At 66.4% G+C, this 14,474-nt stretch carries 11 protein-coding genes; all 11 read left to right on the forward strand.

All coding sequences use genetic code 11. From position 1 onward, the window contains the following. The first annotated feature begins 85 nt into the window (after nt 1–85). Nucleotides 86–463: a 50S ribosomal protein L7/L12 gene (gene rplL / locus J3S20_RS18025; protein ID WP_216837899.1), complete on the forward strand. Its 378-nt coding sequence runs from the start codon at nt 86–88 to the stop codon at nt 461–463. Between the two features lie 253 nt (nt 464–716). Continuing rightward, nucleotides 717–4,904, forward strand: a complete 4,188-nt coding sequence (gene rpoB, locus J3S20_RS18030; RefSeq protein WP_216837900.1) for a DNA-directed RNA polymerase subunit beta — start codon at nt 717–719, stop codon at nt 4,902–4,904. Nucleotides 4,905–5,004: 100 nt separating this feature from the next. Further along, nucleotides 5,005–9,180 carry a DNA-directed RNA polymerase subunit beta' gene (rpoC, locus tag J3S20_RS18035; protein WP_216837901.1) on the forward strand — a complete coding sequence of 1,392 codons (4,176 nt, stop codon included), beginning with the start codon at nt 5,005–5,007 and terminating at the stop codon, nt 9,178–9,180. 281 nt (nt 9,181–9,461) lie between these two features. After that, the gene (gene rpsL, locus J3S20_RS18040; protein ID WP_168034994.1) at nt 9,462–9,833 is read left to right on the forward strand and encodes a 30S ribosomal protein S12; all 372 of its coding nucleotides are present in this window, start codon (nt 9,462–9,464) and stop codon (nt 9,831–9,833) included. An 11-nt stretch (nt 9,834–9,844) separates the two neighbouring features. Further along, entirely contained in the window at nt 9,845–10,321 is a 477-nt protein-coding gene (rpsG, locus tag J3S20_RS18045) for a 30S ribosomal protein S7 (RefSeq protein WP_216837902.1), read from the forward strand. 56 nt (nt 10,322–10,377) lie between these two features. Then, nucleotides 10,378–11,565, forward strand: coding sequence for an elongation factor Tu (tuf, locus tag J3S20_RS18050; RefSeq protein ID WP_216837893.1), 1,188 nt, complete (start codon nt 10,378–10,380; stop codon nt 11,563–11,565). 32 nt (nt 11,566–11,597) lie between these two features. Further along, nucleotides 11,598–11,906 (forward strand): 30S ribosomal protein S10, encoded by a 309-nt coding sequence (rpsJ, locus tag J3S20_RS18055; RefSeq protein ID WP_092961082.1) that lies wholly within the window; start codon nt 11,598–11,600, stop codon nt 11,904–11,906. Between the two features lie 23 nt (nt 11,907–11,929). Further along, nucleotides 11,930–12,649 carry a 50S ribosomal protein L3 gene (gene rplC / locus J3S20_RS18060; protein ID WP_216837903.1) on the forward strand — a complete coding sequence of 240 codons (720 nt, stop codon included), beginning with the start codon at nt 11,930–11,932 and terminating at the stop codon, nt 12,647–12,649. A gap of 11 nt (nt 12,650–12,660) precedes the next feature. Further along, nucleotides 12,661–13,305, forward strand: a complete 645-nt coding sequence (rplD, locus tag J3S20_RS18065; protein ID WP_216838154.1) for a 50S ribosomal protein L4 — start codon at nt 12,661–12,663, stop codon at nt 13,303–13,305. A gap of 32 nt (nt 13,306–13,337) precedes the next feature. Further along, nucleotides 13,338–13,634, forward strand: coding sequence for a 50S ribosomal protein L23 (locus J3S20_RS18070; RefSeq protein ID WP_439598537.1), 297 nt, complete (start codon nt 13,338–13,340; stop codon nt 13,632–13,634). Between the two features lie 4 nt (nt 13,635–13,638). After that, nucleotides 13,639–14,472, forward strand: coding sequence for a 50S ribosomal protein L2 (rplB, locus tag J3S20_RS18075; RefSeq protein ID WP_216837905.1), 834 nt, complete (start codon nt 13,639–13,641; stop codon nt 14,470–14,472). Nucleotides 14,473–14,474: the final 2 nt, after the last annotated feature.

A 14,474-nucleotide genomic window follows, 5' to 3' on the forward strand; every position in this document is an offset into this window, starting at 1 on the left:
TGCCTGACGATTCGGCCCTGGGGGAAGGGTTCCCTCACGGGTCTTGCAAATACCAAGCCAAGCCATTAGATCGAAGGATACACACATGGCCGACCTCGCAAAGCTGGTTGACGAGCTCTCCAGCCTGACCGTCCTGGAAGCCGCTGAGCTGTCCAAGATGCTGGAAGAGAAGTGGGGCGTTTCCGCCGCGGCGCCGGTCGCCGTTGCGGCGGCGCCGGCGGCTGCGGCCGCCGCTGCCCCGGCCGAGGAGAAGACGGAGTTCACCGTCACTCTGAAGTCCGGCGGCGACAAGAAGATCAACGTGATCAAGGAGATCCGCACGATCACCGGCCTGGGCCTGAAGGAAGCCAAGGACCTGGTCGAGGGCGCCCCGAAGGTCGTCAAGGAGGCCGCGAGCAAGGACGAGGCTGCCAAGATCAAGAAGGTGCTGGAAGAGAACGGCGCCGTGGTCGAGATCAGCTGAGCCGCTTGCACGCCTGGCCCAGCCCGATCAGGTCGGGCCGGGCGTGCGAAATCCCGGCGGAGGGCCTTCGGTTGGCCGCTGGGCGACATATCTACGGGAACGGGCGGAACTCCCCTGCGGGAGTCCCGCCCGCGCCCGCGTTTGACGATGAAGCGCAGGGCGGTTGGGCCATCTGGCCCCGGCAAGCGGCGCAAACTGGCGAAATTCCTCCGGGCGCGGTGCGCTGCCGGCAGGCACGGGAAGCGGGACAGGCATGAACGCTATCACGAAGTCGTTCACCGCGCGGAAGCGCATCCGGCGGTCGTTCGGGCGGTTGCCCGAAGTGGCCCCGATGCCAAACCTCATCGATGTGCAGCGCGCCTCCTACGAGGCCTTCCTGCAGATGGGCGTGGACCCGGATGTGCGGCTTCACGCGGGACTTCAGGAAGTCTTCAAGTCGGTCTTCCCGATCGACGACTTCGGTGGCCGGGGCCGGCTGGAATTCGTCCAGTACGAGCTGGAGGAGCCGAAGTACGACGTCGAGGAATGCATCCAGCGCGGCCTGACCTTCGCCGCGCCGCTCAAGGTGCGGCTGCGCCTGATCGTCTGGGACGTGGATGAGGACACGGGTTCTCGTTCCGTGCGCGATATCAAGGAGCAGGACGTCTACATGGGCGACATGCCCCTGATGACGGACAACGGCACCTTCATCGTCAACGGCACCGAGCGCGTCATCGTCTCCCAGATGCACCGCAGCCCGGGCGTGTTCTTCGACCACGACAAGGGCAAGACGCATAGCAGCGGCAAGTACCTGTTCGCCGCGCGCGTCATCCCCTATCGCGGCTCCTGGCTCGACTTCGAATTCGACGCCAAGGACATCTGCTACGTCCGCATCGATCGCAAGCGCAAGTTGCCGGCGACCACGCTGCTCTATGCGCTGGATTCCGGCTGGACGCAGCAGCAGCGTGCGGAGCGGGCCGAGGCTGGCCTGCCGCCGCTGGAGATCAACGAAGTCCGCGGCATGGATGGCGAGGAGATCCTGAACGCCTTCTACGGCCAGGTCGTCTTCGCGCGCGGCCCCAAGGGATGGTCGCGCCCGTTCGACCCCGATGCCTTCCGCGGCGTGAAGCTGCAGGAGCCGCTGATCGACGCCCGCACCGGCGAGGTGGTGGCCGAGAAGGACGTGAAGCTGACGCCGCGCGCGGCGCGCAAGATCGCCGAGGGCGGCACGACCGAGGTGCTGGTCGGCCGGATGGACCTGCTCGGCCGCTTCGTCGCCGAAGACATGGTCAATATGGAGACCGGCGAGATCTGGGCCGAGGCCGGCGAGGAGCTGACCGAGCCGAAGCTGAATGCCATCGAGGAAGCCGGGCTGGACCGCCTGGCGACGCTGGCGATCGACCAGGGCGCCGGCCCGTGGATGCGCAATACCCTCGCGGTGGACAAGAACAGCAACCGCGACGAGGCGCTGATGGACATCTACCGGGTGATGCGCCCGGGTGAGCCGCCGACCGCCGATACCGCGGAGACGCTGTTCCGCGGCCTGTTCTTCGACAGCGAGCGCTACGACCTCTCGGCCGTGGGCCGCGTGAAGATGAACATGCGCCTCGGCTTCTCCGCCGAGGAGGTGCCGGACACGCAGCGTACGCTCCGCAAGGAAGACATCGTCGAGACGCTGCGCGTGCTGCTGCAGCTGAAAGACGGCAACGGTTCCATCGACGACATCGACAATCTCGGCAATCGCCGCGTGCGCTCGGTCGGCGAGCTGATGGAGAACCAGTACCGCGTCGGCCTGCTGCGCATGGAGCGCGCGATCAAGGAGCGCATGGGGTCGGTCGATATCGACACCGTCATGCCGCATGACCTGATCAATGCGAAGCCGGCGGCGGCCGCGGTGCGGGAGTTCTTCGGCTCCTCCCAGCTGTCCCAGTTCATGGACCAGACCAACCCGCTGTCCGAGGTGACGCATAAGCGCCGCCTCTCGGCGCTCGGCCCGGGCGGCCTGACCCGCGAGCGTGCCGGCTTCGAGGTGCGCGACGTGCACCCGACGCATTACGGCCGCATCTGCCCGATCGAGACGCCGGAAGGCCCGAATATCGGCCTGATCAACTCGCTGGCGACCTTCGCCAAGGTGAACAAGTACGGCTTCATCGAGACGCCGTACCGCCTGGTGAAGGACGGCAAGGTGACCGGCGCGCCGCGCTACCTCTCCGCCATGGAGGAGGAGCGCCTGGTGGTCGCGCAGGCGGATGCCGAGGTCGACGCCGATGGCAGCTTCAAGTCGGAGCTGGTCAGCGTGCGCGATGGCGGCGACTTCCGCCTGGTGAAGCCGGAGGAGGTGACGGCGATCGACGTCTCGCCGAAGCAGCTCGTCTCCGTCGCCGCGGCGCTGATCCCGTTCCTGGAGAACGACGACGCGAACCGCGCGCTGATGGGCTCCAACATGATGCGCCAGGCAGTGCCGCTGATCCAGGCGGATGCGCCGCTGGTCGGCACCGGCATGGAAGCGGCGGTGGCCCGCGACAGCGGCGCCACCATCGTGGCCAAGCGCGACGGCATCGTGGACAGCATCGACGGTGCGCGCATCGTGGTGCGCGCGACGGGCGATGACGGCACGACGCGCGGCGTCGACATCTATCGACTGCGCAAGTTCATGCGCTCCAACCAGTCGACCTGCATCAATCAGCGTCCGCTGGTGAAGGTGGGTGACCGCTGTCGGGCCGGCGATATCATCGCTGACGGTCCGTCCACGGAATTCGGCGAGCTGGCGCTGGGCCGCAATGCCCTCGTCGCCTTCATGCCGTGGAATGGCTACAACTTCGAGGACAGCATCCTGATCAGCGAGCGTATCGCGCGGGATGACGTCTTCACCTCGATCCATATCGACGAGTTCGAGGTGAATGCCCGCGACACCAAGCTGGGCCAGGAAGAGATCACCCGCGACATCCCGAACGTCGGTGAGGAAGCGCTGCGCAACCTCGACGAGGCCGGCATCGTCTACATCGGCGCCGAGGTGCAGCCGGGTGACATCCTAGTCGGCAAGGTGACGCCGAAGGGCGAGAGCCCGATGACGCCGGAGGAGAAGCTCCTCCGCGCCATCTTCGGCGAGAAGGCCTCCGACGTGCGCGACACCTCGCTGCGGCTGCCGCCGGGCGTGGCGGGCACCATCGTGGATGTGCGCGTGTTCAGCCGCCGCGGCGTCGACAAGGACGAGCGCGCCATGGCGATCGAGCGCGCGGAGATCGAGCGCCTGGCCAAGGACCGCGACGACGAGAAGGCGATCCAGGAGCGGTCCTTCCATTCGCGCCTGCGCGAGCGACTGCTGGGCCGCAAGGCCTCCGGCGGGTTCCGCGGCGTGAAGGCCGGCACGGAGATCACCGACGAGGTGCTGGACCAGTTCGCCAAGCAGACCTGGCGCCAGATCGGCGTGCAGGACGATGCGGCCATGGCCGAGATCGAGGCGCTGAAGCGCGAGTTCGACGCGGCGGTGGAGCGTCTGCAGAAGCGCTTCGAGAGCAAGGTCGAGAAGCTGCAGCGCGGCGACGAGCTGCCGCCCGGCGTGATGAAGATGGTCAAGGTCTTCGTCGCGGTGAAGCGGAAGCTGCAGCCGGGCGACAAGATGGCCGGCCGTCACGGCAACAAGGGTGTCGTGTCTCGCGTCGTGCCGATCGAGGACATGCCCTTCCTGGAGAATGGCCAGCCCGTCGACCTGGTGCTGAACCCGCTGGGCGTGCCGTCCCGCATGAATGTCGGGCAGATCCTGGAGACGCATCTGGGCTGGGCCTGCGCCAATATCGGCCGCCAGATCGGCGACCTGGTCGAGGAGTATCGCCGCGGCGGTGCGATGCGCGAGGAGCTGATCACCAAGCTGCGCGAGGCCTATCCGGAGGAGACGATCAAGGCCGAGATCGAGCCGATGGATGACGACCAGCTGATCGAGCTCTGCGAGAACCTGAAGAAGGGCGTCGCCATCGCGACGCCGGTCTTCGACGGCGCCCGCATGGCGGATATCGAGGGCATGCTCACCAAGGCCGGTCTCGACAAGTCGGGCCAGTCCTGGCTGACCGATGGCCGCTCCGGCGAGCGCTTCGAGCGCAAGGTGACGGTCGGCTACATCTACATGCTGAAGCTGCATCACCTGGTGGACGACAAGATCCACGCCCGCTCCATCGGCCCCTACTCGCTCGTCACCCAGCAGCCGCTGGGCGGCAAGGCGCAGTTCGGTGGGCAGCGCTTCGGCGAGATGGAGGTCTGGGCGCTGGAAGCCTATGGCGCCGCCTATACGCTGCAGGAGATGCTGACGGTGAAGTCCGACGACGTCTCCGGCCGCACCAAGGTCTATGAGGCGATCGTGCGCGACCAGGACAACTTCGAGGCGGGCGTGCCGGAGTCCTTCAACGTGCTGGTGAAGGAGCTCAAGTCGCTCGGCCTGAATGTCGATCTCGAGAATCGCCCGGGCTGATCGGCCGATCTGACGTCCCCGCGCCGGCTTCGGCTGGCGCGGGTCTCTCCCTTTTCGTGGCGCGAGGCCTTGGGCTGACGCGCCGGACGGAGTGGACCGCATGAACGAACTGATGAAGATCCTCGGCCAGACCGGCCAGGCCATGACCTTCGATCAGATCCGCATCTCGATCGCCTCGCCGGAGCAGATCCGCTCCTGGTCCTATGGCGAGATCAAGAAGCCGGAGACGATCAACTACCGCACCTTCAAGCCGGAGCGGGACGGGCTGTTCTGCGCCCGCATCTTCGGACCGATCAAGGACTACGAGTGCCTGTGCGGCAAGTACAAGCGCATGAAGTTCCGCGGCATCATCTGCGAGAAGTGCGGCGTGGAGGTGACTCTGGCCAAGGTGCGCCGCGAGCGCATGGGCCATATCGAGCTGGCGAGCCCGGTCGCGCATATCTGGTTCATGAAGTCGCTGCCCTCGCGCGTCGGCCTGATGGTCGACATGTCGCTGAAGGAGCTGGAGAAGGTTCTGTACTTCGAGAGCTATGTGGTGCTGGAGCCGGGCCTGACGGACCTGAAGCTGCACCAGCTGCTGACCGAGGACCAGTTCCAGAACAAGCAGGACGAGTTCGGCGAGGATGCCTTCAGCGTCGGCATCGGCGCGGAAGCGGTGAAGCAGATGCTCGCCGCCATCGACCTGAACAAGGAAGCCGCCCAGCTTCGCGCCGACCTGAAGGAGACCACCTCCGAGGCGAAGCGCAAGAAGCTGGTGAAGCGGCTGAAGATGCTGGAGAGCTTCGCCGAGGGCGGGGCGCGTCCGGAGTGGATGATCCTGGACGTCGTCCCGGTGATCCCGCCCGAGCTGCGCCCGCTGGTGCCGCTGGATGGCGGCCGCTTCGCGACCTCCGATCTGAACGACCTGTATCGCCGCGTCATCAACCGCAACAACCGCCTGAAGCGGCTGATCGAGCTGCGCGCGCCGGACATCATCGTGCGCAACGAGAAGCGCATGCTGCAGGAAGCGGTGGACGCGCTGTTCGACAACGGCCGCCGCGGCCGCGCCATCACGGGGGCCAATAAGCGCCCGCTGAAGTCGCTGTCCGACATGCTGAAGGGCAAGCAGGGCCGCTTCCGGCAGAACCTGCTCGGCAAGCGCGTCGACTATTCCGGCCGTTCGGTCATCGTGGTGGGCCCGGAGCTGAAGCTGCACCAGTGCGGCCTGCCGAAGAAGATGGCGCTGGAGCTGTTCAAGCCCTTCATCTACTCGAAGCTCGAGAAGTATGGCCACGCCACCACCATCAAGGCCGCGAAGCGGATGGTGGAGAAGGAGCGGCCGGAGGTCTGGGACATCCTCGAGGAGGTGATCCGCGAGCACCCGGTCCTGCTGAACCGCGCGCCGACGCTGCACCGTCTGGGCATCCAGGCCTTCGAGCCGACGCTGGTCGAGGGCAAGGCGATTCAGCTGCACCCGCTGGTCTGCACCGCCTTCAACGCGGACTTCGACGGCGACCAGATGGCGGTGCACGTGCCGCTGTCGCTCGAAGCGCAGCTCGAAGCCCGCGTGCTGATGATGTCCACCAACAACATCCTCAGCCCCGCGAACGGCAAGCCGATCATCGTGCCGTCGCAGGACATCGTGCTCGGCCTGTACTACCTCTCGCTCGAGACGCCGGAGTTCAAGGCGACGGATGAGCAGAAGGCGCCGGCCTATGCCTCGATCGGCGAGATCGAGCAGGCGCTGGCGGCTGGCGTGATCAACCTGCACAGCAAGATCCGCGCCCGCCGCAAGGCGGCCGACAAGGACGGCAACATCGTCACCGAACGTGCGGTGACGACGGCCGGCCGCATGTTCATGGGCGCGCTGCTGCCGCTGCATCCGGCGGTGCCCTTCAGCCTGATCAACCGTCAGCTGACCAAGAAGTCCATCTCGGACGTCATGGACGCGGTCTATCGTCACTGCGGCCAGAAGGAATCGGTGATCTTCGCCGACCGCCTGATGGGCCTCGGCTTCAAGCACGCGGCTATGGCCGGCATCTCCTTCGGCAAGGATGACATGGTCATCCCCGAGACGAAGGATGCCATGATCAACGGCACCAAGGATCAGGTGAAGGAGTTCGAGCAGCAGTATCTCGACGGCCTGATCACCGCCGGTGAGCGCTACAACAAGGTGGTCGACGCCTGGTCGCGATGCACCGAGGAAGTGGCGCAGGCGATGATGAAGGAGATCATGAAGCAGGAGATCGGCAAGCCCGCCAACTCCGTGTGGATGATGTCCCATTCCGGTGCGCGTGGCTCGCCGGCGCAGATGCGCCAGCTGGCCGGCATGCGCGGCCTGATGGCCAAGCCCTCGGGCGAGATCATCGAGCAGCCGATCATCTCCAACTTCAAAGAAGGCCTGACCGTGCTGGAGTACTTCAACTCCACCCACGGCGCCCGCAAGGGCCTGGCCGATACCGCCTTGAAGACGGCAAACTCCGGCTACCTGACCCGCCGCCTGGTCGACGTGGCGCAGGACTGCATCATCGTCGAGGATGATTGCGGCACCGAGCGCGGCATCACCGTGCGCGCCGTGATGGATGGCGGCGAGACCGTCTCCTCGCTCTCCGAGCGCATCCTGGGCCGGACGACGCAGGAGAATGTCATCGACCCCGCCGATGGCCAGGTGCTGGTGAAGATCGGCACGCTGGTCGAGGAGCCGGAGGCCGAGCTGATCGAGAAGGCAGGCGTGGAGGCGGTGAAGATCCGCTCCGTGCTGACCTGCGATGCGCGCATCGGCGTCTGCGGCATGTGCTACGGTCGTGACCTGGCGCGCGGCACGCCGGTGAATACCGGGGAGGCCGTGGGCGTGATCGCGGCGCAGTCGATCGGCGAGCCGGGCACGCAGCTGACCATGCGCACCTTCCACATCGGTGGCGCGGCGCAGCGCGGCGCGGAGACCTCGGCCGTCGAGGCGATTGCGGATGGCACGGTGAAGTTCCTGAACCGTCAGGTCGTCATCAACAGCCAGAACGCCGCCATCGTCATGAGCCGCAACTGCGAGGCGGTGCTGTACGACGTGAACGGGCGGGAGCGCGGGCGCAACCGCGTGCCCTATGGCGCGCGCCTGCTGACCGAGGAGGGGGAGACCGTCACGCGCGGCCAGAAGCTGGCCGAGTGGGACCCCTTCACCCTGCCGATCATCACCGAGCGCCAGGGCAAGGTCGAATTCGCCGACATGCTCGAGAACATCACGCTGATGGACCGCACCGACGAGGTGACGGGCCTCAGCTTCAAGGAGGTGGTCGAGTACAAGTCCACCGGCCGTGGCGCCGACCTGCGCCCGCGCCTGATCCTGCGCGATGCCAATGGCCAGGTGGTGAAGCGCGAGAATGGCGCCGAGGCCATCACCTTCCTGCCGCCGGGCTCGATTCTCTCGATCGAGAACGGCAAGGAAGTGAATGCCGGCGACGTCATCGCCCGCATGCCGCGCGAATCCTCCAAGACGCGCGACATCACCGGCGGTCTGCCGCGGGTGGCGGAGCTGTTTGAGGCACGGCGCCCGAAGGATGCGGCGATCATCGCCGATGTCGATGGGCGGGTGGAATTCGGCAAGGACTACAAGGCAAAGCGCCGCATCCTGGTGGTGCCGGAGCAGGTGGGCGACGAGCCCTCCACGCCCCGGGAATACCTGGTGCCCAAGGGCAAGCACGTCTCGGTGCAGGAAGGCGACTATGTGAAGGCCGGCGACCCGCTGGTCGACGGTCCCCGCGTGCCGCATGACATCCTGCGGGTGCTGGGCGTCGAGGCGCTGGCGAACTACCTGGTGAACGAAGTGCAGGACGTCTATCGACTGCAGGGCGTGAAGATCAACGACAAGCACATCGAGGTCATCGTCCGGCAGATGCTGCAGAAGGTCGAGATCCTCGATCCGGGCGACACGACCTACCTGGTGGGCGAGACGGTCGAGCGAATCGAGTTCGAGATCGAGAACGAGAAGCGCCTGGCCGCCAAGGAACGGCCCGCACGGGCCGAGCCGGTGCTGCAGGGCATCACCAAGGCGTCCCTGCAGACCACCTCCTTCATCTCCGCCGCCTCCTTCCAGGAGACGACGCGGGTGCTGACTGAGGCGGCGACCGCGGGCAAGGTGGATAACCTGATGGGCCTGAAGGAAAACGTGATCGTCGGGCGCCTGATCCCGGCGGGCACGGGCTCCGTCATGAACAAGCTACGGGCGGTGGCCGCGCAGCGCGATCGGGGCCGTCTGCCGACGGCGCCGACCCCGCTGGCCGGGCCTGCCCGGGCGGCGGAATAGTGAAGGATGGCGCCTGTCACCCGTGTGGGGGGCGCCATTCGCTTGACTCAACCAGGGCCGCCGGATATTAGGCGCGACCTTGGTCGGATATGGCGCAGCCTGCGCTGACACGGCCGGGCTGATATTTGGTTCCAGCGACGCGCTTCCGGCACCGCCCCCCAGACGGGGAGCCTAGGCCGGGGGTCGGACAGGTGCCCGCAGGGAAGAGCCACTTGGCCTTCCAGGCGGGCCGTCCTGTTTGCGGCGCAAGGGAACGGACGAGACGAGCACGAAGGGGCGTCATGCCGACGATCAACCAGCTCATTGCCCAGGGGCGTGAGCCTATCGCGAAGCGGAACAAGGTTCCGGCCCTGCAGGGTAGCCCGCAGAAGCGGGGCGTCTGCACGCGCGTCTATACGACCACGCCGAAGAAGCCGAACTCGGCGCTTCGCAAGGTCGCCAAGGTGCGCCTGACGAACGGCTACGAGGTGGTGAGCTACATCCCCGGCGAGGGCCACAACCTGCAGGAGCACTCCGTGGTGCTGATCCGCGGTGGTCGCGTGAAGGACCTTCCGGGCGTCCGCTACCACATCCTGCGCGGCGTGCTGGACACGCAGGGCATCGCGAAGCGTCGTCAGCGCCGGTCGCTGTACGGCGCCAAGCGTCCGAAGTGAGGAACTGAGAGATGTCGCGCCGCCATAGCGCCACCAAGCGCGAAGTCCTGCCGGACCCGAAGTTCGGTGACCTCGTGCTGTCCCGTTTCATGAACGTGCTGATGTACGACGGCAAGAAGAGCACTGCCGAGGGCATCGTCTATGCCGCGATGGACACGCTGCGCCGTCGTGGCGGCGCCAATGCCGATCCGCTGAGCGTCTTCCACCAGGCGATGGACAATGTGAAGCCGGCCGTTGAGGTCCGCTCCCGCCGCGTCGGTGGCGCCACCTACCAGGTGCCGGTCGAGGTTCGGCCGGAGCGCCGCCAGGCACTGGCGATCCGCTGGATCATCGACAGCGCGCGCAAGCGCGGCGAGCACACGATGGAAGACCGGCTGTCCGCCGAGCTGATGGACGCCGCGAACAACCGTGGCTCCGCCGTGAAGAAGCGCGAAGACACGCACCGCATGGCCGAGGCGAACAAGGCCTTCAGCCACTATCGTTGGTAAGAGCGCGCTTGCGCGCGACCGCTGGTAACACGATCCGATCCTGAGGATTTGAGACAATGGCCAAGGCGAAATTTGAGCGGAACAAGCCGCACTGCAACATCGGCACGATCGGGCACGTGGACCACGGCAAGACGTCGCTGACGGCGGCGATCACGAAGGTTCTGGCGAAGGTGGGCGGTGCGACCTTCACGGCGTATGACCAGATCGACAAGGCGCCGGAGGAGCGTGCGCGCGGGATCACGATCTCGACGGCGCATGTCGAGTATGAGACGGCGAACCGCCACTACGCGCATGTGGACTGCCCCGGCCACGCCGACTACGTGAAGAACATGATCACGGGCGCGGCGCAGATGGACGGCGCGATCCTGGTGGTGTCGGCGGCGGACGGCCCGATGCCGCAGACCCGCGAGCACATCCTGCTGGCGCGCCAGGTGGGCGTTCCGGCGCTGGTGGTGTTCCTGAACAAGGTGGACATGGCGGACCCCGACCTGCTGGAGCTGGTCGAGATGGAGGTGCGCGAGCTGCTGTCCTCCTACCAGTTCCCGGGCGACGACATTCCGATCATCCACGGCTCGGCGCTTATGGCGCTGGAGGACAAGCAGCCGGAGATCGGCGAGCAGGCGGTGCTGAAGCTGATGGAGGCGGTGGACGCCTACATCCCGCAGCCGGCGCGCGCGACGGACCGTCCGTTCCTGATGCCGGTGGAAGACGTGTTCTCGATCTCGGGCCGCGGCACGGTGGTGACGGGGCGCGTGGAGCGCGGGATCGTCAAGGTTGGCGAGGAAGTCGAGATCGTTGGCCTGAAGAACACGGTGAAGACCGTGGTGACGGGCGTGGAGATGTTCCGCAAGCTGCTGGACAGCGGGCAGGCGGGCGACAACATCGGCGCGCTGCTGCGTGGCACGAAGCGCGAGGATGTGGAGCGCGGTCAGGTTCTGGCGGCGCCGGGCAGCATCACGCCGCATACGGGCTTCAAGGCCGAGGCCTATATCCTGACGAAGGAAGAGGGCGGCCGGCACACGCCGTTCTTCACGAACTACCGTCCGCAGTTCTATTTCCGGACGACGGACGTGACGGGCATCGTGAAGCTGCCGGAAGGCGTGGAGATGGTGATGCCGGGCGACAACGTGGCGATGGACGTCGAGCTGATCGCGCCGATCGCCATGGATGAAGGCCTGCGGTTTGCGATCCGCGAAGGCGGCCGCACCGTCGGCGCCGGCGTCGTCGCCAAGATCGTCAAGTAAGCGACGACAGAAGGGATACGGGCCACTCCGCCATGGACAGCCAGAACATCCGCATTCGCCTGAAGGCGTTCGATCACCGCGTGCTGGATGGCAGCACGCGGGAGATCGTCAACACGGCCAAGCGGACGGGTGCGCGGGTGCGCGGGCCCATCCCGCTGCCGACGCAGATCGAACGTTTCACCGTCAACCGCTCGCCGCACGTCGACAAGAAGTCGCGCGAGCAGTTCGAGATCCGCACGCACCGTCGCCTGCTCGATATCGTCGATCCCACCCCGCAGACCGTGGACGCGCTGATGAAGCTCGACCTGGCCTCCGGCGTGGACGTCGAGATCAAGCTCTGAGCGACGGATAAAGGACCGACATTATGTCCATCACAGGCCGTCAGGTTACGGGCCGTTCCGGGCTGATCGCCCGGAAGCTGGGGATGACCCGGCTTTTCAATGAGGACGGGTCCACCGTCCCTGTCACCGTTCTGCACGTCGACAACGTTCGCGTCATCGCGCAGCGCACGATGGAGAAGGACGGCTACGTCGCCGTCCAGATCGGCATCGGCGTGGCGAAGCCGAAGAACGTGACGAATCCGCAGAAGGGCCACTTCGCCAAGGCCGGCGTCGAAGCTCCCCGCAAGACGGTGGAGTTCCGCGTGGCCGAGGACGCGACCCTCGCGCCCGGCACCAAGCTCGATATCGGGCATTTCGTGGCCGGTCAGAAGATCGACGTCACTGGCGTGACCCAGGGCAAGGGCTTCGCCGGCGCCATGAAGCGCTGGAACTTCTCGGGCCTCGAGGCGTCGCACGGCGTCTCGATCAGCCACCGTTCGCATGGTTCGACCGGCAACCGTCAGGATCCGGGCAAGACCTTCAAGAACAAGAAGATGGCCGGCCATATGGGCGGCGAGCGCGTGACGACGCAGAACCTGGTCATTGCCGGGCATGATGCGGAGCGCGGGCTGCTTCTGGTGAAGGGTGCCATTCCGGGCTCGAAGGGCAGCTACGTGCTGGTGCGCGATGCGGTGAAGCATGCGCGTCATGCCGATGCGCCGTACCCGGCAGGGCTTGCCGCAGACGCTGGGGCGCAAGGGTAAAGATCATGGCGATCCAGCTTCCTGTCATCAATCTCGACAACGCCTCCGTCGGCCAGGTCGACCTGCCGGAGGCGCTGTTCGGCGTCGCCCCGCGGGCCGACATCATGGCCCGCGTGGTGCATTGGCAGCTCGCCAAGCGCCGCGCCGGGACCCACAAGGCCAAGGGCATGGGCGAAGTGTCCGGCACCACCAAGAAGCCGTACCGGCAGAAGGGCACCGGCAATGCGCGCCAGGGCTCGCTGCGTGCGCCGCAGTACCGCAAGGGTGGCGTCGTGCACGGGCCGGTGGTGCGTGACCACGGCTATAACCTGAACAAGAAGGTCCGCCGCCTCGGCCTGATCTGCGCGCTTTCCGCCAAGGTGGCGGCCGGCAAGCTAGTCGTGCTGGATGCGGCCACCGCCAGCGACGAGGCCAAGACCTCGGCGATGGTGGCGCAGCTGAAGAAGCTGGGCTGGGACAGCGCGCTGGTGGTGGATGCGACGGTGGATGCGGGCTTCGCCCGGGTCACGCGTAACATCCCCAAGATCGATGTGCTGCCGACCATCGGCGCCAATGTCTATGACATCCTGAACCACGACGTGCTCGCGGTGACGCGCGCCGGCCTCGAGGCTCTGGCGGCGCGGCTGAACGGCGCGACCAAGGAGTCCGAGGCATGAGCGAGACGGCAACCAAGCCGCGCGGCAAGGTCCTGTCCGCGGAGCGCCTGTACCAGGTGATCCTGGCGCCGGTGGTGACGGAGAAGGCGACGCGACTGAACGAGAGCAGCCAGGTCACCTTCAAGGTGACGCTCGACGCGACCAAGCCGGAGATCCGGCAGGCGGTCGAGAAGCTGTTCAGCGTGAATGTCGAGGCGGTGAACACGCTGGTGATGAAGGGCAAGGCCAAGCGGTTCCGCGGTCGCAAGGGCCAGCGGTCCGATTGGAAGAAGGCGGTGGTCAAGCTGCAGGCCGGCCAGACCATCGACCTCACGACGGGGCTCGCGTAACGCCATGGCACTGAAGCATTTTAATCCCGTCACCCCGTCGCTGCGCGGGACGGTCCTTGTGGACCGTTCCGACCTGTGGAAGGGCAAGCCGGTCAAGGGCCTGACCGAGGGCAAGTCGCACTCGGGCGGCCGCAACAACCATGGCCGCACGACGGTCCGGTTCCGGGGCGGCGGACACAAGCAGTCCTACCGCATCGTCGACTTCAAGCGACGCAAGTTCGATGTGGCCGCGACGGTCGAGCGTCTGGAATATGACCCGAACCGTACGGCCTGGATCGCGCTGCTGAAGTATGCCGATGGCGAGCTGGCCTACATCATCGCGCCGCAGCGCCTGAAGGCGGGCGACAGCGTGGTGTCGGGCGAGAAGGTCGACATCAAGCCCGGCAATGCAATGCCGCTGGCGAATATCCCGGTCGGCACCATCATCCATTGCCTGGAGATGAAGCCGGGTGCGGGCGCCAAGATCGCGCGCTCCGCTGGCACCTTCTGCCAGCTGGTCGGCAAGGATGCCGGCTATGCGCAGGTCAAGCTGATGTCTGGTGAGGTTCGCCTGGTGCGGGCCGAGTGCATGGCCGCCATCGGCGCCGTGTCCAACCCGGACAACAGCAACCAGGAGATCGGCAAGGCCGGCCGCAAGCGTTGGATGGGCTTCCGCCCGCACAACCGCGGCGTGGTCATGAACCCGGTCGACCATCCGCATGGTGGTGGTGAGGGCCGGACGTCCGGCGGCCGCCATCCGGTTACCCCGTGGGGCAAGCCCACCAAGGGTGCCAAGACCCGTAACAACAAGCGTACGGACCGGCTTATCGTCCGGCGCCGCAACGCGACGAAGGGCTGACG

The sequence above is a fragment of the Falsiroseomonas tokyonensis genome (assembly GCF_019024325.1).
Taxonomy (GTDB): Bacteria; Pseudomonadota; Alphaproteobacteria; order Acetobacterales; family Acetobacteraceae; genus Falsiroseomonas; species Falsiroseomonas tokyonensis.

Coding starts and splice junctions, on each gene's coding strand:
- rpsL (WP_168034994.1), top strand. CDS start 9,462: ATGCCGACGATCAACCAGCTCATTGCCCAGGGGCGTGAGCCTATCGCG.
- rpoB (WP_216837900.1), top strand. CDS start 717: ATGAACGCTATCACGAAGTCGTTCACCGCGCGGAAGCGCATCCGGCGG.
- rplL (WP_216837899.1), top strand. CDS start 86: ATGGCCGACCTCGCAAAGCTGGTTGACGAGCTCTCCAGCCTGACCGTC.
- rpsG (WP_216837902.1), top strand. CDS start 9,845: ATGTCGCGCCGCCATAGCGCCACCAAGCGCGAAGTCCTGCCGGACCCG.
- rplC (WP_216837903.1), top strand. CDS start 11,930: ATGTCCATCACAGGCCGTCAGGTTACGGGCCGTTCCGGGCTGATCGCC.
- rplB (WP_216837905.1), top strand. CDS start 13,639: ATGGCACTGAAGCATTTTAATCCCGTCACCCCGTCGCTGCGCGGGACG.
- rpoC (WP_216837901.1), top strand. CDS start 5,005: ATGAACGAACTGATGAAGATCCTCGGCCAGACCGGCCAGGCCATGACC.
- tuf (WP_216837893.1), top strand. CDS start 10,378: ATGGCCAAGGCGAAATTTGAGCGGAACAAGCCGCACTGCAACATCGGC.
- rpsJ (WP_092961082.1), top strand. CDS start 11,598: ATGGACAGCCAGAACATCCGCATTCGCCTGAAGGCGTTCGATCACCGC.